This is a genomic window from Mesorhizobium sp. M6A.T.Ce.TU.016.01.1.1 (assembly GCF_003997065.1).
GTDB classification, from domain to species: Bacteria; Pseudomonadota; Alphaproteobacteria; order Rhizobiales; family Rhizobiaceae; genus Mesorhizobium; species Mesorhizobium mediterraneum.
The window spans coordinates 88,401-106,167 of sequence record NZ_RZTJ01000002.1; the positions used below are offsets into that span (position 1 = coordinate 88,401).

The following is a 17,767-nucleotide window of genomic DNA, read 5'->3' on the forward strand; positions in this document are numbered from 1 at the left end:
TGCGGGGGAATGTCGAGTTCCGCGCTGCAGGAACACTTGGGGTATGTCGGCGATTCGGTAAGGCTTGAACAGTTCAAGTCCGCTGTCGCCCAAGTCGTCAAACATGGGGATTACATCACGGATCTCGGTTGTGGCACCGGGATCCTGGGGCTGTTGTGCTTGCAGGCGGGCGCGTCCCGTGTCTACGCCATCGACTCAACCGCCATGATCGAGGTCGCGCGGGAATCCTTCGTTCGCGCGGGATGGGGTGGCCAGGCGATTTTCATGGGGGACTACTCTGCGCGGGCCAACCTGCCCGAACGGGTTGATGTGGTGATCTGCGATCAAGTCGGCTACTTCGGCTTTGATGCCGGTATCATCGAATACCTCGCGGACGCCAGGCGGCGTTTCCTGAAGCCAGGGGGGGCATTGATTCCCGCCAGGCTCAGGCTTCAACTCGCCGCAGTGGAATCGGAAACCAGTTACGGCTTGGCCGACGGGTGGCGACGAGAGGGCGTACCCAGCGAATTTCATTGGGTGGGCCAATACGCCGTCAACACCAAGTATGCGGTCAATCTTCAGCGGGAAGAATTGCTTGGCGCCCCCGCTGAACTGGGCGGCATCGATTTTCGTGAAGACAATCCGGACTTTTTCTCCTGGGATGCGGAGTTGCGCATAGAGCGCGATGGCGTTGTGCACGGACTCGGCGGCTGGTTCGATTGTGAGTTGGCCGAAGGGGTGTGGTTGACGAACTCGCCGCTTGCCGATCGTCCAATCAAACGCTCTCAGGCTTTCCTGCCCATCGGCGAAGCCGTCGAGGTAAAATCCGGCGATGTGGTGAGGGCGAGGGTGATGGCGCGCCCGACGGATTCGGTTATCGCGTGGGAAGTTGAAATCGCGTCCGGAGGGCGGAAATTCAGCCATTCGACCTGGCAGGGCGAGTTGCGGACGCCGGCCGAGATCATCACACGGAATCCCGCGCATGTGCCCCGACCCAATTGCCAGGGGCAGGCAAGAATGATCGTGCTAGGACTTTGCGACGGTCAAAGGACGGTCAGGCAGGTTGAAGAAGCCGTGCTGCGCGAACACCCCGGCTTGTTCCCTTCCGTGGAAGAAACAGCGCGATTTGTCGCCCAGGTGCTGGGCAAGGACACGGAATGACGGTGGACTTTCAGGTGGCGGACGCCCGCCCTCAAATGCCACTTGACGCCACCTTGTTTCACCAGTGGGTTTTCCCAGACGGAACTTTGTGGACGGATTTCTACCGCATCGGGGGAGCCTACCTGCTGCGTTTTCCCGAACTGGCGGATTTCCAGCTAAGTCAAGATGGCGGACAGATCCAAGCATGGCCGGTGCAGGGAGTCTCCGGCGCGACCATTCAGCATCTTTATCTGAATCAGGTTTTGCCCCTGGCGCTCAGCAAACAGGGGAAGCTGGTTTTGCACGGCAGCGCGGTCGAAATCAGCGGCGAGGGCATCGCATTTATCGGCGAGTCAGGCCGAGGCAAGTCCACGCTGGCGGCAAGCTTTGCAACCGACGGGTTCCGCTTCCTGACGGATGACGGGCTGCTGGTAGAGCCTTGCGACGGTGGGTTTCAGATTATGCCGAGCCATCCTTCGATCCGCTTATGGGGAGACAGTGAGGAAGCCTTGGTCGGCAAGGATGGTGTGCGGAAAGCGCCCCCGGTGCAGTTCACATCGAAGGCGCGTTTTCTTGCGGGCGATGAGATCGCCTTCTGCGGGCAACCCCGGCGCTTGCGCCAGGTGTATTTTCTTGGCGAGGGTGTTCAGCAGGAAGCGGTGTTCGAGGGTATGACCGGGCGCGAAGCTCTGATGGAACTAATGAAGCATTCTTTCTTACTTGAAATTGAGGCACACGAATTGCTTGCCGCCCATTTCGATGAATTATCCAGCCTGGCTGGGCAACCAATTTTTTACCGCCTGGATTATCCCCGTCGCTTTGAAGACCTGCCGCGGGTCAGGCAGGCCATTGTGAAACACGCGTTTAAGGTGGGTGAACAGGCATGAATTTGACTGACAGAGTGGCGATTCCGGCGCAAGTGATGGCGCGACAGGTGGGCAATGAGACAGTGATCCTGGACCTCGCCAGCGGAACGTATTTTGGGCTGGACACGGTCGGAGCACGTATCTGGATACTACTGTCCGAAGGAAAAACCGTCGGCGAAATCTGCCGAACCATGCTCGACGAGTACGAGGTCGAGCCTGCGCCCTTGGAGAAAGACGTATTCAGCTTGTTGCAAACGCTCGAACACCAGGGGCTGATCAAGATTGAAGAGGCATGAGTGTATAAATTTGTATGTCTAGCAGCAGGTGCGCGTAGCCTGATCCGAAGCACCGAGTTCAGTTGAGCCGGCCTGGGTGACGGTGAGGCTGGACTTACTCGGCGCTTGTCGTGATGCCGTCATCCAGCTTGAACACCCGATCAGCCAGTGCCAGGCTCGCCGGCCGGTGGGTTATCAAAAGCACTGTCCTCTGTCGCAGCACATCGACGCATGCCTGCAAGAACTCGCGCTCCCCTTCCGGGTCGAACATAGCGGTAGCTTCATCGAGTATTAGAATCGGCGGATCTTTCAACAGCGCCCGAGCCAACGCCAGCCGCTGCTGTTGCCCTCCGGACAGCCGCACGCCCCGATCGCCGATCGGCGTCCGGTAGCCCTGCGGCAATTGCATGATGAAATCATGCGCGCGGGCCGACCGTGCTGCTGCCTCGACCTCATCCTGTGTGGGCTCAGGCCGCCCATATGCGATGTTGTCGCGGACGGTGGCGTTGAACAGTAACACGTGCTGAGGCACAACCCCTATCTGGCTGCGCAGGCTATGCAAGGAGACCGTGGAAATATCCACGCCATCGATGAAGATGCTTCCCTCGGAAGGCTCATGCAATCGCATGAGCAAATGCGCCACAGTGCTCTTTCCTGCGCCGTTGGGACCTATGATTGCTATTGTCTCGCCCGCGGCGACGGATAGATCGAGGCACCTCAATGCAGGCTCACGCCCCGGGTAAGCGAACGTGACACCACGGAATTCGATGTCGCCGTTTATTTTTCCCATCTGCTTGCCCGCATGCCAGCTCGGCTCAGGCTCTTCGGCCAAGGCTGTTGCGAGCCGGCTCAGCGCTCCGCGCGCGCGCTGTGTCTGTCCATAGACGTCTGCGAGCCCGGCCATCGGTCGAGCCATGACTTGGGCGTAGAGGAGAAAACTCACCAATTGAGGCACAGTGAGAGCCCCATCGCCAATTTGCCCTTGGGCCAACCAAAGCATAAGAACCACCGCGGTCGCCGTCACAAGCTGAACCCCCGGCCCCAATGCGGCGTGGATAGCGCGCTCCTTGGCGCTCAGGCTGACGACGCGCTCGATTTGGCTCCGATAACGTTGCGATTCTTGCTGTTCGCGCGTGAAGGTCTTGATGGCGGGAAGCATGCCGAGGTTTTCCTCAGCAATGGCGATGGCAATGGCGTGCTCCTCCTGAAGTTGGAGCGCCAATGGCCGCATACGCCGTCCGAAAATTTTAAGCAGTAGATAGAGCAAAGGAATCATGATTGCAGCGGACATGGCGAGAAGAGAATCAATTCGGAACATTAAAGCCAATGCCCCACTGACGGTGAAAAAGAGCGGCAGGGCAGCAAGTGCGGTGCCGCTGATGTAATCGCTCACGACGTGCACATCATGGGTGAGTAGCGCGAGCGTATCGCCGTGACGCCGCCGATGGGAGAAAGCAAGCGGTAAGGCCTGAAGGTGGTCGTAAATTCGAATTTTCAAGTCCGCCAGTATTTGTGTAGTCGTCCCACCAATCAGATATATATTGCTGAATTTTAAAACAGCCTGAACCGCGAACAGCGCCAGTGCTCCTAGAAAAAGTACCTGAGTATCGATCGTGCTGCTGCTTGCGCGTTCTTGGAGAAACGTTTCAGCAAGCCTGCCACCAAGCCAAGGCATAACCAATAAAGCAGCGCTTTCGCATAGCATTAATACCAGACCAGCGGCCAACGCCAGGCGATAAGGTGCCGCTAAATTCAGCAGAATGTTTGTCTCACTAATTTTCGATAATCTGTTCATAGTTCCACAAGAGATAGATCGATATGATCTGCTGGAGCAGGCACCAATAGTCAGGCTGCATCATCAATCGCGGTAGATTTTCTTACGATTTTGCGGGATCATACCGCAGATAGCAGTCACCTGTTCGGGGTGTGTAAGTACTTTAAAAACCCGGTCGTGGCCCGGCGTAAGTAGAGCCAAGGTAGCCAGGATGTGTTTGCCTGGCGATATTTTTGCCGCATATGAATTGCGGGCGGGAAGAGGAGTTCGGCCAGAAAACCGGACTTGTTCCGTACGCCTCTCGCGGCCTGGAAGTCCATCCATATTCGGTTCACCCTGGATCCGCTAAGATAGCACGAAGCGGTTTCTGTCGGCCCAGGACGGGAAAGCGCGCCAGACATGGCTTCGGGTATAGTGGTATGAAGGCGGGCTCGGGTCGCCTCGATGCCGTCCAGGCAGGCCGCCCGCAGTCCTTTACGCTCGGCAAATTTCACAAACTCATTGCGTTGCGACGGCGATAGCATCGAAAACAGAAGCTGAATATCGTAAAGCCAGATCAGTCGATCGCCGCCATAATATTCCACGCCATCGACATAATACAAAGCGTGTTTGTGGACCGCTCGATGCATGCAGGCGAGCACGAGCGCGTGCACTGGATCAGCTGCTAGGGCATTCGCGCTCAAGTTCGGCAGTGGCCGGGCCACGGAGCGCAATTCTTCATACGAGAACAGATTTGACAGGAGTGTGGAATTGGTGATCCGCCAATGCAAATCGAGGGTGTGTTCCTGATTGGAGGCGGGGTCTGTCCAGCTATAGCTCGTCTGGCCGCGGATGACATCCGCTCTTGTTCCCAGTTCACGAAACCCCAGGGCCTCTAACGCTTTGGCTACCCGATCACGCGTGTCCGACGGTACGAGGAGGTCCGTGTCACCTCTTGTACGCAGGAAAGACGTCGGATAGGCACTGTAGGCTAAGGCCGTGCCTTTGAACAGAATTGGATGGATCCCAATAGCTGCTAGCCGCTCCAGTACTTGTTTCAGCATGTACTGGTGGCGCATCTCCCACAATGCTTGAGCAGTGGCCTGCTGACGACAAGTAGCCAGGATAACTTCCGGCCAACCCATGTCAACGCGTTCGCGATCTGCAATATAGTGATGAAGTAACGCCTGTACCCCGTGATAAGCACTTCGCTCGATGAAGCGGGCCGCGAAATTATTGTCGCCGTATTCCGGCCAAGTCGGATTTTCGCCACGTAAGGTAGCACAAAGCAGCTCTTCAATTCCCTGCATGACTAGAGCTCCGTTGCAGAGATCCAACAGCGCCCTTGAGCCCGGCGCTCTGGCAGATTGTTGTCATTCGTTCGGGCCTAGCCATCTGTTCGCTGCTGCGTTCATCGCAAGCTTTGGTCGTGACATGGTCCTGATGGGCATTGGCGACGAGGCTGTCAAGTTGGCATCGACGTAGCGTGCCGGCATTACGAAGTGGCTGCTGCACATGTGTCCGGAACGGACCTGTGAGCGATGGCTGGGGCGCCAGGATTCGAACCTGGGATTGTCGGTACCAAAAACCGATGCCTTACCACTTGGCTACGCCCCAGCAGCGGGAACATGCCCGTTGCGCGCGGCCTTATAGGACGAGCCGACGGAAAGCTCAATGCCGAGAATAGCGGTGCGCGGAACTGATCCATCGGTTCCCGCAGATAGGGGAGTTCACACATTATCCCCTGCTGTCAGGCCATGGCGTCTACTCGCCCCAGACGGCCATTTCGTTGCCGGCCGGATCGACGAAATGGAACCGCCTGCCACCAGGGAACGAAAAGATCGGCTTGACGATCGTGCCGCCGGCATTTTCGACGGCGCCCAGGATTTTTTCCAGGTCCTCGGAATAAAGCACCGGAAGCGGCTTGGCGGGCGCTTCGCCGGCATCAGCCTGGAAGCCTCCATCAAGACCTTCCGAAAAGGCCGAATAGGTCGGCCCATAGTCGGTGAACGACCAGGAAAAGGCGGCGCTGTAGAAAGCCTTCAGCCTGTCCAGCGTTCCACCAGTTGCCGGCATTTCCAGATAATCGAGTTTTCCGGTCAGTCTCATGGCGCCACCTCATGTTCCTCTTATGTTCTACTTTGGTGGCCGATAAGCCGCAAGTCTTTTTGGCATGGCTTTTTCTTAATCGATTGTAGAAGCCGGCTGGCTTTGCCGACGCCTTGCCTTTCGCACTGCAGCATCATATCGCTCGGGTAGGGACACGGCGAAACTTCGGCTTCGTCAATCTTTTCAATCTCCTGCAACCGGAGAGCAAGCATGACCAAATGGGTCTACACCTTTGGCGACGGCGCCGCAGAAGGCCGTGCCGGCGACAGGAACCTCCTGGGCGGCAAGGGTGCTAATCTCGCCGAAATGTGCAGCCTGGGCCTGCCCGTGCCGCCGGGATTCACCATCACCACGGAGGTCTGCAACGCCTACTACGCCAATGAGCGCTGCTATCCGGCCTCGCTGGAAGCGGATGTCGCGGTCGCCCTCGATCATATCGGTCGGCTGACCGGGCGCCGTTTCGGCGATCCCTCGAAATTGCTTTTGGTGTCGGTGCGTTCCGGTGCCCGCGCTTCCATGCCCGGCATGATGGACACCGTGCTCAATCTCGGTCTGAACGACGAGACGGTCGAGGCGCTGGCCGCCGATTCAGGCGATGCGCGCTTTGCCTATGACAGCTACCGGCGTTTCATCCAGATGTATTCCGATGTTGTCATGGGCCTCGACCACGAGGTGTTCGAGGAAATCCTCGAAGACCAGAAGGGTGGGCTCGGCCATGAGCTCGACACCGAACTGACCGCCATCGAATGGCAGGGCGTGATTGCACTCTACAAGGCCAAGGTCGAGGAGGAACTCGGCAAGCCGTTTCCGCAGGATCCGAACGAGCAGCTCTGGGGTGCGATCGGCGCCGTGTTTTCGAGCTGGATGAACAGCCGCGCCATCACCTATCGGCGCCTGCACGACATTCCCGAAAGCTGGGGCACGGCGGTCAACGTCCAGGCCATGGTCTTCGGCAATATGGGTGAAACTTCGGCCACCGGCGTCGCTTTCACCCGCAATCCGTCGACCGGCGAAAAGATGCTCTATGGCGAATTCCTGGTTAATGCGCAGGGCGAGGATGTCGTCGCCGGCATTCGCACGCCGCAAAACATCACCGAGGCGGCGCGCATTGCCGCCGGCTCCGACAAGCCGTCGCTGCAGAAGCTGATGCCGGATGCGTTCCAGTCATTCGTCACCATCTCCGACCGTCTGGAAACGCATTACCGCGACATGCAGGATCTCGAATTCACCATCGAGCGCGGCAAATTATGGATGCTGCAGACGAGATCCGGCAAGCGTACCGCCAAGGCCGCGCTCAGAATCGCCGTCGAAATGGCGCAGGACAAGCTCATTTCGAAGGAAGAGGCCGTCGCCCGCATCGACCCGGCCTCGCTCGATCAGTTGCTGCATCCGACCATCGATCCGGAGGCCGCGCGCGATGTGATCGGCATCGGCCTGCCAGCTTCTCCGGGTGCTGCCACCGGCGAGATCGTCTTTTCCTCCAACGACGCTGAGGAGCTCAAGACGCAAGGCCGCAAGGCGATCCTCGTGCGCATCGAGACCAGTCCCGAAGACATCCACGGCATGCATGCGGCGGAAGGTATCCTGACCACGCGTGGCGGCATGACCAGCCACGCCGCGGTGGTGGCGCGCGGCATGGGCAAGCCTTGTGTGTCGGGCGCGGGCTCGCTGCGCGTCGACTACAGGGCCGGCACGCTGACGGCGATGGGGTCGACGTTGCGCAAAGGTGACATCATCACGATCGACGGCGGCAACGGCCAGGTGCTGAAAGGCGCCGTGCCGATGCTGCAGCCGGAACTCTCGGGCGATTTCGCCGCCATCATGGAATGGGCCGATTCCGTGCGCCGTATGAAGGTGCGCACCAACGCCGAAACGCCGCTCGACGCGCGCATGGCGCGCTCCTTCGGCGCCGAAGGCATCGGGCTTTGCCGCACCGAGCACATGTTCTTCGACGGCGACCGTATCGTCGCCATGCGCGAGATGATCCTGGCCGAAACGGAAAAGGGCCGGCGAACGGCGCTCGCAAAACTCTTGCCCATGCAGCGCTCGGATTTCCTCGAACTGTTCGAGATCATGGCCGGCCTGCCGGTGACGATCCGGCTGCTGGATCCGCCGCTGCACGAATTCCTGCCCAAGACCGAGGAAGAGGTGGCCGAAGTCGCCGCCGCCATGAACGTGTCGCCCGACAAGCTCCGGCAGCGCACCGAGGCTCTGCACGAATTCAATCCGATGCTTGGCCATCGTGGCTGTCGGCTTGCGGTTTCCTATCCCGAAATCGCCGAGATGCAGGCGCGCGCCATTTTCGAGGCCGCCGTCGAGGCCGGCAGGAAGGCCGGCGCGCTGGTGGTTCCGGAAATCATGGTGCCGCTGGTCGGCCTGGTGAAGGAGCTCGATTATGTCAAGGCGCGGATCGATGCCGTCGCCAAGAGCGTGATGGAGGAAACCGGCGTCAAGATCACCTATCTTACCGGCACGATGATCGAATTGCCGCGCGCGGCGATCCGCGCCCATGTCATCGCCGAGGCGGCCGAATTCTTCTCTTTCGGCACCAACGATCTGACCCAGACCACCTTCGGCATCTCACGCGACGATGCGGCCTCGTTTCTGGAGACTTATCGTCAAAAGGGCATCATCGAGCAGGATCCGTTCGTGTCGCTCGACATCGAGGGCGTCGGCGAACTGGTGCGGATGGCGGCCGAAAAGGGCAGGGCGACACGGCCGGACATCAAGCTCGGCATTTGCGGCGAACATGGCGGCGATCCGGCGTCGATCCATTTCTGCGAGGAGGTCGGCCTCGACTATGTGTCATGCTCGCCCTACCGCGTGCCGATCGCCAGGCTGGCTGCCGCTCAGGCGGCGGTGCAGGTTTCGAAGACGTCAGCGCCGCGCGCCGTTTAATTGGGACGCAAACGACGCTTCGGCACCTGGTCTTTGCGCATGATCCCGTCGAACCGAACCCCAGCGTAGCGAAAACCCGATTCGGATTTTCGCTGACGCGCACCCTCTCGGGCATGGTCTCTTGAGGCGCATTTCGCTCGCTGCACTCGCCGGTGCGGCAAGAGTCCACGCGGGAACGTCCATGCTCGCCAGAAGAGACAGACTGAACGGTGCAGTTTGTCCACCTGTCCCTGTTGGCGACCGCGGGTCCTCCCACCATGTCGCTTCCCGTCAGCTCCTTCAGGTCACAAAGAATGCGCCTGCCGTAATCGAGAGACCTGGAGAAAGGGTGGCGAACTGTGTTTGAGCTGCGCCGCCGATCCCGTCGCTGTCGAAGGAGAGCGCTCCAGTTGAACTGTTGTAGATAATATGGTCGGAGCTATCATGCGCGCCCGCGCCCGTAAAGAAAGCGGCGGATGTGAGCGCGCCCGAGCTCAGCCCGGCAAAGATGGCGTTGTCGATGTGGATTTTGTCCTGGAGCGTGTTGAAGTCAGTGACCCTGTCGATATTTCCGCTTCCAAGGGCGGAGTTGAAAACGAAAGCATCATTGCCACCGTTGCCGGTCAAGATGTCGGCACCACGGCCGCCATTGATGATATTGGCGCCGGCATTTCCCTGGATGGTCTGGGCGAACTCGTTGCCAGTGAGGTTGATTGCCGTCGTGGCGGACGGATACCTGGTGGCGAGAAGCTCGACCGCCGAGCCGGCCGCAAGCGCATAGCTCACCGTAGTGGCTATGTTGTCGCGACCGCCGCCTGCCACCTCAATCACTTTGTCGCCGGCATTGTCGACATAGTAGCCGTCATTGCCGCCATAGCCGGTCATCGTGTCGGCCCCGCCGAGGCCATTGAAGACATTGGTGCCGGCATTGCCTTGGATGGTCTGGGCGAACTCGTTGCCGTTGAGGTTCATAGCCGTCGTGCCTGACGGGTTCGTGGTGGCGAGAAGCTCGATCTGCGAGCCGGCCGTAAGCCCATGACTCACCGAGGCGAGCACTTTGTCGGTACCGCCGCCTGTCGCCTCAACCACCCTGTCGCCGGCATTATCGGCATAATAGGTGTCGTTGCCGCCATAACCGGTCATCGTGTCGGCGCCGCCGAGGCCGTTGATCACGTTGGCTCCGGCATTGCCTTGGATGGTCTGGGCAAACTCATTGCCGGTCAGATTGATCGCCGCTGTGCCGGCCGCGTTGTTGGTGGCGAGGAGCTCGATATGCGAGCCGGCTGTAAGCGCATAGCTCACTGCAGCGAGCACCTTGTCCGAACCGCCGCCCGCCGCCTCGATCACCCTGTCGCCAGCATCATCGACATGATAGGTGTCGTTGCCGCCATAGCCAGTCATTGTGCGGGCACCGACTGCCTGAAGCACATCGGCTCCGCTTGTGCCGTCCAGAACATCGTCGGTTGGAGGCGGGGTCGTGGTGCTGGTGTTGTGCTGCAGGAAAAAGGATTGCATCGACGGAGTGTTGCCAAGCGAGGTTTCGCCGTTCTGCGAGGCCCATTTATAGGCCATGTCAAAGGCAGGATTGGGAACCAGCCTTTCCCAGTGGTCCATCATGGTCTGCATCTGGGACGTCGTGGGCATGACATACGATCCGCCCGTATTGGTCGCCCAGCCGCCGCCGCCAAACGCCTGATAGACTGGAATGATCGCGCTCTGCGGGATGCCTGCTTCCAACGCCGCAGCCACGGCTCTATCAATGTAGTTGAAGTCCACCGCAGTCGTGCGCACGGGATAAGGGTTTATTCCATAATAGTCGATGCCTGTGTTGGCAGGATTGTAGGTGTGGGAATAGTCCGAATCTGCGAACGACCCCATGTCCATCAGGGTGATAAAAGTCTTGGCGCCCGGAAAATGGGAATGGATCCAGTCGGATTCCGCCTTCAGGTTGGCAGCGCTGACCTGGGTATGGTATCTGCCGGTGGGATCAGGCTCGTCGGTCAGGAAAAATCCAAGAACCTTCGGATTGCCGATGAGAGGCGTTACCTTGTCGATAAAGGACTGGGTTACCCCGTTGCTCTCGCCGAGCCAGATCAGGGCCTTCGAGCCATCCGGCAACGCGTTGACCGATGACGCGTATTGAAGATCGACCAGGTTGAAGCCAGTGGCCGCGGCCTGGGCCGCTGAGGCGCCCCAGGTGAAGTGCATTGTGGCCATGCGATATCCCTCGTCTGATTCGGAAGCCCCCGATCCCTGCCTACTCGACGGCCCATATTAGCGCCTAATCAATTAGCGACACGCCATTGATAGAATCGTTGAACTTCGATGGACCGCCAATTGTCATGTGATTTGACTGCACGGGCTTTGTGCGAACCTGCGCGAATCTTAATGGCGGCAATACGATCTTCTGGCGCTGAAGGACAGGAGGCTGACCTTCGTGCGGCTCGACCTCGGCAGCGGTGGCCCCGACTGATCGGCAGGACAGGTCTCGAGCCGTCCCTGCTCAGGCTGGTTTGGCTTCGATCGTCGCCTTGTTGGGATAGAACGCGCCGTGATCGCGGATTTCGACCATCTCGTCGAAAGGCCGCTCATATGCCCACATCGCGTCCTTGCCCGCCTCGGCGGCAGGCAGCACGCTCCAATAACTCGCATCGCCCTTGTAAGGGCAATGAGTCGAGAACTCCGTCTTGCGAAGCTGGTCGAAATCGATGTCTGCAAACGGAATGTAGAAGACTGAAGGGTAGGGGGACTCGGTCAGCACCTTCGCTTTCGTGGACGAGGCGATCACGGTTTCGCCGCTGCGCACCGCGACGGTGCCGCGGTAGGGCTCGACGGTGATGACCTTGCCGGGATTGCGTTGAAAGCCTGGTGCGGGGTTTGCGATCTGGTCCATTGGCGGGGTTCTCCTGTCCGGCATGCTGCGCCGTCCTGGATAAGTGTGGCGAGCGAATGCATTGCGCCAGGTCGCCCTTTAGGAATGACGCACAGCCAGCCGTGCGGCTCAGGTTTCGGCCTGGTCTCCCGTTAAACCGGGCTGGAAACGATCAGGCAGCAGCCTGAAACGCATCCATCAGCTCGGCATAGGCTGCGGCGATACCGGCGACCGGATTGCTGCTTCTCGATGCGGTCTCGACCTTCAGCGCACCGCCGCCGGTCGGCAAGGTGAGCAGAAGGAACTGGCGGTTGCCGCCATCGCCGACGCATGCCGCGGCAACGTGCTGGCCTTCGCCTTCGTTCTGAACGCACATCTTGAACAGCAGCGTGCCGCCGACCGCCTCAAGGGCGCCGCCGACAACTTCGACAAATTCGTCTTCGGAAACGGTCTTAGTGTCCGGCACCAAATCAGCCAGGCTTTCGGCGAGCGTATTTTCGAGAGTCTTGTCGTCGAGCTGCGCGTCCATGCGAACCTCTTTCATTCGCCAATCGCACCCTTGCCCATTAATCAAAGTTAACGCCGAGGATGGCCGGATTGTGGCGGTTTTCCTGTCTTTTCGATCAATGCACCGCTTCTGCCCGGTCATGGCTGGACAATCAGCTGGTTCGCCCCACAATGGAACGAAAAACCAATGGGAGGAAAAAAATGCTCGGACTGATGCAGGAATGGCCGCTGCTTTGCCACAAGCTCATCGACAATGCAGCCAGGCAGCACGGCGAACGCGAGATCGTGTCGCGTTCGATCGAAGGCCCGATCGTCCGGACCACTTACGCCCAAATACAGCGCCGCGCCTTGAAAACCGCCCAGCGGCTTGAGCGTGACGGTTTTGGGCTTGGCGACCGCATCGCCACATTGGCTTGGAATACGGCGCGCCACATCGAAGCCTGGTACGGCATCATGGGTGTCGGCGCGATCTATCACACGCTCAACCCGCGCCTGTTTCCCGAGCAGATCGTCTGGATCATGAACAATGCCGAAGACAAGGCGATCTTCATCGATCTGACATTCGTGCCGCTGCTTGAAAAGATCGCCGGCGCGGTCAAATCGCTGAGAAAGGTGATCGTGCTGACCGACAAGGCGCACATGCCGCAAACGGCGCTGCCGAACGTCGTTGCCTATGAGGAGTGGCTTGACGAAGCCGATGGCGCCTTCGCCTGGAAGACGTTCGATGAAAACACCGCCGCTGGCATGTGCTACACCTCGGGCACGACTGGCGATCCGAAAGGCGTCCTTTACAGCCATCGCTCGAACGTGCTGCACGCGATGATCGCCGCGATGCCCGACGCCATGGGCCTCTCGTCGCGCGATACCATACTGCCGGTCGTGCCGATGTTCCACGCCAACGCCTGGGGCCTTGGCCAGAGTGGCCCGATGATCGGCGCCAAACTGGTCATGCCTGGCTGCAGGATGGACGGCGCCTCGATCTATGAGTTGCTCGACACCGAAAAGGTGACGTTCAGCGCCGCCGTGCCGACAGTGTGGATGATGCTGCTCCAACATCTGGAAGAGACCGGCAAGAACCTTCCTTATCTGAAGAGGGTCGTCATCGGCGGCTCGTCCTGCCCGCGCGCGATCACGGCGAAGTTCCAGGACAATTACGATGTTGAGGTCATCCATGCATGGGGCATGACCGAGATGTCGCCGCTCGGCACCCTGTGCACCATGAAGCCGGGCTGTGCCGGGCTCGAGGGCGAAGCCCGGCTCGACGTCCAGAGCAAGCAGGGCTATCCGCCGTTCGGTGTCGAAATGAAGGTGACGGACGACGACAATAAGGAACAGCCATGGGACGGCAAGACATTCGGGCGCTTGAAGGTCCGCGGTCCGGCAGTCGCGCGCGCCTATTATGGCGGCGTCGGATCCGAACAGTTCGATCAAGAAGGCTGGTTCGATACCGGTGACGTCGCCCATATCGACCCGGGCGGCTATATGCAGATCACCGATCGCGCCAAGGACGTCATCAAATCGGGCGGTGAATGGATTTCGACGATCGAGCTCGAGAATCTCGCGGTCGGCCATCCGGATGTGGCGGAGGCAGCCGCGATCGGCATCCAACATTCGAAATGGGGCGAACGGCCCTTGCTTGTCGTCGTCCGCAAGCCGGGCCGGGAGCCGACCAAGACGGATATTCTCGCTTTCATGAACGGCAAGGTGGCGAAGTGGTGGATGCCGGACGACGTCGCCTTCGTCGGCGAAATTCCCCACACCGCCACCGGCAAGATCCAGAAGACCACCCTGCGCCAGCAATTCAGGGACTATCGCCTGCCGACGGATTGACGGAGATGACGTCTTTCGCCTTCAAGCCGCCGCTAAAGGGCTCTAAACGCCCGTTCGGGTTGGGGCAGTGCGGATAATGGAAACTCCCGAGCGACAGACGTCGAAGGTGGCCGGCTGGTCGCGGCGCACAGGCGCTTTTTCGGCGGTCCTGCTACTGACCGTTCTTATCGGCCATCGATATGGCCTGGTTGAAACGCCGGCTTTCCTCTGGGTGCTTGGCATTGTCGCGTTGCTTGCTGCTTTTGCCTTGCTGTTCGCCGGATTTGCCTTTTCGAGACTGTGGAATTTCGGCGACCGTGGCGGTCGCGATCTCACCGTCGGCACGTTGTTGGCGCTGCTGGTGCTTGCTCCTTTTGGCATTGCTGCCTACTGGGCAGCGACTTACCCGCCGCTCAGGGACATCTCGACGGATTTCGACGATCCGCCGATGCTCGACACCAGCACCCGGACCGGGGATATGAACGCGCTTTCGCCACCGACTCCCGGCGAGCAGCGCCTGCAGACCGAGACCTATCCGCTTGTCACTGGACGCAGCTACAATCTGCCGTTCGATCGCGTCCTGGAAGCAGTCGAAACCGTGCTCGATCGGCGGGATTGGCAGCTTACGGCGCCGTTTCCCCGCGCGATCGGGCAAAGCGAGGTGACGATCAACGCCCTGGCCAAGAGCTTCATCCTCAGCCTTCCCGCCGACGTCGCTGTCCGTGTGACCGACGATGGCGATGCGATCATCGTCGACATGCGTTCGGCGTCGCGTTACGGCCGCTACGACCTTGGCGACAATGCGGCCCGCATCGTGGATTTCCTCGCCGAACTGGATCAGGAAGTCGCCGGCCAGGTCGGCACGGCCCCGACCGAGTAGCGCCTACGCAACGGGCGCGAAAATGCCGTCGATCGCCGGATCGCCGTCGGTGCTCACCAGGCCGCGCGCCACTAGGTCCTCCAGATGGGCAAGCACGGACAATCCGGCAGCGCCATGAAGGCGCGGATCGGTATCGCGATAGATAGCCTTGACCATGTCCTTGATCGTCCGGTCGCCGCTTCTGATCCGTTCGAGGATCGCTTGTTCGCGCATCCTGCGATGCGTCTTCAACTCGTGCATGAACCTGCGCGGCGCGGTCACCGGCCCGCCATGACCGGGCAGCAGCAGGCGATCGTCGCGCTCGATCAGCCGATCCAGCGAGGCCATGTAGTCGGACATGGCGCCGTCCGGCGGCGCAACGATGGTGGTCGCCCAGGCCATTACGTGATCGGCCGAGAACAGGACACCGGTTCCTTCCAGCGCAAAAGCCGCGTGATTGGCGGCATGACCTGGCGTCAGCACTGTTCTGATCGCCCAGCCGTCGCCGTTGACGACTTCATCGTCGGGCAGTGTGATGTCGGGAGCAAAGGCGATGTCGGCGCTGGCGTCGAGCGGATTGACCTCGCCTATGCGCAGCGGCCTCGCCGGGCGATGCGGGCCTTCGGCCAGGACAATTGCGCCGGTATGCTGCTTCAGCCGCGCTGCCAGCGGAGAGTGATCGCGATGCGTGTGGCTGACAAAAATGTGGCTGACCGGCCTGTCTCCGATCACCTCGATCAGTGTCTTGAGGTGCGCGTCGTCATCCGGTCCCGGATCGATCACCGCCAGCGTCTTGCGCCCGACGATGTAGCTGTTGGTGCCGTAAAAGGTGAACGGGCTGGGGTTTTTGGCGGTAATTCGAAGCACGTCGGGCGCTACGGTCACACTGTGGCCGTAGGACGGGTCGAAGCGTGTGTCGAATTCCAGCGCCATGGCGAATGTCGTTCAGCTCTGTTCCAGAGACGGCAAAACCGATTGCCGCATAACACGGAAGCCAATATAGGAAAACGCAAGGCCGCGCTCTGCGGCAGTCCGAAATGGGGAAGACCATGGCAATTGTAACGACGATGCGTCCGCTTGTTTCTCTCGCTTTGCCTGAAAAGGGCGCGACCCGGCTAATGACGCAGCTTTTGCTTGCGATCGTTGGAACGCTGGTGCTGACCTTGTCGGCCAAGACGAGGGTTTTGCTCGGGCCGGTCGACATCTCGATGCAAACCTTAGCCGTCTTTCTGATCGCCGCAGCATTCGGCATGCGCCTCGGCGTCGCCACGCTGCTTCTTTACATGGCGGAGGGCGCCATGGGCTTCCCAGTCTTCCAGGGCACGCCGGAAAAGGGCATCGGCATCGCCTACATGCTCGGCTCGACCGGCGGCTATCTTGCCGGCTTCGTGGTCATGGCCGCGATCGTCGGCTGGGCCGCCGATCGCGGCTGGGATCGCCATCCGGTCAAGCTCTTCAATGCGATTCTGGTTGCCGAAATCATCATGATGGCGATGGGTTTTGCCTGGCTGGCGCTGCTCATCGGCCCGGAAAAATCATGGCAGTTCGGTGTTGTGCCCTTCATCGTCGGCGACCTGATCAAGGTCGCCCTGGCGGCGAGCCTAGTGCCAGCCGTCTGGTCGCTGCTCAAACGCTCCTGAACTCTGGTCGATAGATCGGGCGCGGCACTGATCGAGTCCACGCAACCACAGGCCTGTGATTGCGTGGTCCTGTTTCAGCGACGGCCTGGCCGCGAGTTCTCGTCAAAGCAGGCCGCCGCCAAGTGGTCGGTAACGCTTTGCTAACGATAACCGTCACACTATGTTCAAATCGACCGATTAAGGACCAGAAGTGCCAGCGGTTCGCCGCGAGTCAGCGTAACCAAGCAGCTACATATCGACGCAATTGCTCGATACCCCTGCTGGATAGCTAAAAAAGAAAGCGGCTCGATGACTTTTAGGTGCAGCCAAAGTTAGTGGACAATTAACAGGACTTTTTCGACCAAGCTTGATTCTCGCGAGATGGTTGCTTGCTGGTATCTTCACGCTGTCGTAACCCTTGCCGTCAGCCATGCCGAAAACCGCCGAGAGCGAGACGTGTGATTAGCCCGGAAAAAATAACTGTTAAGGCGACTGTATCGTTGCAACGGCCCGCAACCGGCACCGCCGCACGCTGGTATGCCGCCAGCGTATTTCCGGGAAAAGAAGACGTCGCCGAACGGCATCTCCGGGTGCAGGGGTTTCACCCGTTTACGCCTCGCTGCGAGAAGACCACACGTCATGCCCGGCGCATCGAGACGCGACCGGCGGCCTATTTTCCAGGTTATATGTTCATCGCCCTCGACGTCGCGCTGCAGCGGTGGCGCTCGGTCAATGGAACGTTCGGTGTGCGCTCACTCATCATGCAGGGCGAACGGCCATTGCCGGTTCCGTCGGGGTTGGTGGAGCGGTTCATAGCTCTGACTGGCAGGGATGGACTGCTTGATTTCAGCGGAGGCCTCGTTGCGGGCGCATCGGTTCGGATTCTTTCAGGTCCTTTCGCGGAGATGATCGGCCGCCTTGACCGGCTCGATCCAGCTGGAAGAGCCCGGGTTCTGGTTGCCATCATGAATGGCGAGATTCCTGTTGACATGGATTCAAGGGAACTCGTCGCGATCGCATAACCGCAATTGTCGCTCGGTCATGCGGTGTAGACTGTTGGAAAGTCGGCTCTCGGGTTTCACCCGGGAGTGCGGTAGCCATT

15 protein-coding genes and 1 tRNA gene are annotated in these 17,767 nt (G+C 59.8%); 8 read left to right on the forward strand and 8 right to left on the reverse strand.

Translation table 11 applies throughout. The features are described 5' to 3' along the window. Positions 1-9 precede the first annotated feature (9 nt). From EOC94_RS03835 to EOC94_RS03845, 3 genes are read left to right on the forward strand one after another with little or no spacing between them, the layout of a single operon-like run. Positions 10-1,140 (forward strand): methyltransferase domain-containing protein, encoded by a 1,131-nt coding sequence (locus tag EOC94_RS03835; RefSeq protein WP_126103208.1) that lies wholly within the window; start codon positions 10-12, stop codon positions 1,138-1,140. Further along, positions 1,137-2,006 (forward strand): hypothetical protein, encoded by an 870-nt coding sequence (locus tag EOC94_RS03840; protein ID WP_126103207.1) that lies wholly within the window; start codon positions 1,137-1,139, stop codon positions 2,004-2,006. Before EOC94_RS03835 ends, EOC94_RS03840 begins: the two co-directional genes overlap by 4 nt. Beyond that, positions 2,003-2,281 (forward strand): PqqD family protein, encoded by a 279-nt coding sequence (locus EOC94_RS03845; RefSeq protein ID WP_127288643.1) that lies wholly within the window; start codon positions 2,003-2,005, stop codon positions 2,279-2,281. The genes EOC94_RS03840 and EOC94_RS03845 overlap by 4 nt, the downstream gene beginning before the upstream one ends. A 94-nt stretch (positions 2,282-2,375) precedes the next feature. Here the strand turns inward: EOC94_RS03845 and EOC94_RS03850 are convergent, their stop codons facing one another. The 4 genes from EOC94_RS03850 to EOC94_RS03865 all read right to left on the reverse strand — a co-directional run bounded on the left by EOC94_RS03850 (position 2,376) and on the right by EOC94_RS03865 (position 6,122). Further along, positions 2,376-4,055, reverse strand: coding sequence for an ABC transporter ATP-binding protein (locus EOC94_RS03850; RefSeq protein ID WP_127288645.1), 1,680 nt, complete (start codon positions 4,053-4,055; stop codon positions 2,376-2,378). 116 nt (positions 4,056-4,171) lie between these two features. Then, on the reverse strand, positions 4,172-5,323 hold the full coding sequence (locus EOC94_RS03855; RefSeq protein ID WP_127288647.1) for a nucleotidyltransferase family protein: 1,152 nt from the start codon (positions 5,321-5,323) through the stop codon (positions 4,172-4,174). A 232-nt stretch (positions 5,324-5,555) separates the two neighbouring features. Next, positions 5,556-5,630, reverse strand: a tRNA-Gln gene (locus tag EOC94_RS03860). Between the two features lie 147 nt (positions 5,631-5,777). Then, positions 5,778-6,122 carry a VOC family protein gene (locus EOC94_RS03865; protein ID WP_126103203.1) on the reverse strand — a complete coding sequence of 115 codons (345 nt, stop codon included), beginning with the start codon at positions 6,120-6,122 and terminating at the stop codon, positions 5,778-5,780. A 210-nt stretch (positions 6,123-6,332) separates the two neighbouring features. Between EOC94_RS03865 and ppdK the strand changes: the two genes are divergently transcribed. Next, positions 6,333-9,020 carry a pyruvate, phosphate dikinase gene (ppdK, locus tag EOC94_RS03870; protein WP_127288649.1) on the forward strand — a complete coding sequence of 896 codons (2,688 nt, stop codon included), beginning with the start codon at positions 6,333-6,335 and terminating at the stop codon, positions 9,018-9,020. Between the two features lie 279 nt (positions 9,021-9,299). On the opposite strand, the gene EOC94_RS03875 is transcribed toward ppdK, so the two are convergent. From EOC94_RS03875 to EOC94_RS03885, 3 genes are all read right to left on the reverse strand, one after another. After that, entirely contained in the window at positions 9,300-11,216 is a 1,917-nt protein-coding gene (locus EOC94_RS03875; RefSeq protein ID WP_210212056.1) for a calcium-binding protein, read from the reverse strand. A 286-nt stretch (positions 11,217-11,502) separates the two neighbouring features. Then, on the reverse strand, positions 11,503-11,892 hold the full coding sequence (locus EOC94_RS03880) for a DUF427 domain-containing protein (protein WP_127288651.1): 390 nt from the start codon (positions 11,890-11,892) through the stop codon (positions 11,503-11,505). A gap of 151 nt (positions 11,893-12,043) precedes the next feature. Continuing rightward, positions 12,044-12,400 carry a hypothetical protein gene (locus EOC94_RS03885; RefSeq protein ID WP_095486222.1) on the reverse strand — a complete coding sequence of 119 codons (357 nt, stop codon included), beginning with the start codon at positions 12,398-12,400 and terminating at the stop codon, positions 12,044-12,046. 179 nt (positions 12,401-12,579) lie between these two features. Here EOC94_RS03885 and EOC94_RS03890 point away from each other — a divergent pair, with 179 nt between their 5' ends. Further along, positions 12,580-14,208 (forward strand): fatty-acid--CoA ligase, encoded by a 1,629-nt coding sequence (locus EOC94_RS03890; RefSeq protein ID WP_127288653.1) that lies wholly within the window; start codon positions 12,580-12,582, stop codon positions 14,206-14,208. 76 nt (positions 14,209-14,284) lie between these two features. Then, positions 14,285-15,067: a DUF1499 domain-containing protein gene (locus EOC94_RS03895; RefSeq protein WP_185928146.1), complete on the forward strand. Its 783-nt coding sequence runs from the start codon at positions 14,285-14,287 to the stop codon at positions 15,065-15,067. Between the two features lie 3 nt (positions 15,068-15,070). On the opposite strand, the gene EOC94_RS03900 is transcribed toward EOC94_RS03895, so the two are convergent. Further along, positions 15,071-15,979: an MBL fold metallo-hydrolase gene (locus EOC94_RS03900; RefSeq protein WP_127288655.1), complete on the reverse strand. Its 909-nt coding sequence runs from the start codon at positions 15,977-15,979 to the stop codon at positions 15,071-15,073. A gap of 116 nt (positions 15,980-16,095) precedes the next feature. Here EOC94_RS03900 and EOC94_RS03905 point away from each other — a divergent pair, with 116 nt between their 5' ends. Together EOC94_RS03905 and EOC94_RS03910 are read left to right on the forward strand one after the other, a co-directional pair. After that, on the forward strand, positions 16,096-16,686 hold the full coding sequence (locus EOC94_RS03905) for a biotin transporter BioY (RefSeq protein WP_095486142.1): 591 nt from the start codon (positions 16,096-16,098) through the stop codon (positions 16,684-16,686). Positions 16,687-17,123: 437 nt separating this feature from the next. Continuing rightward, positions 17,124-17,687 (forward strand): transcription termination/antitermination NusG family protein, encoded by a 564-nt coding sequence (locus EOC94_RS03910; RefSeq protein WP_185928147.1) that lies wholly within the window; start codon positions 17,124-17,126, stop codon positions 17,685-17,687. Positions 17,688-17,767: the final 80 nt, after the last annotated feature.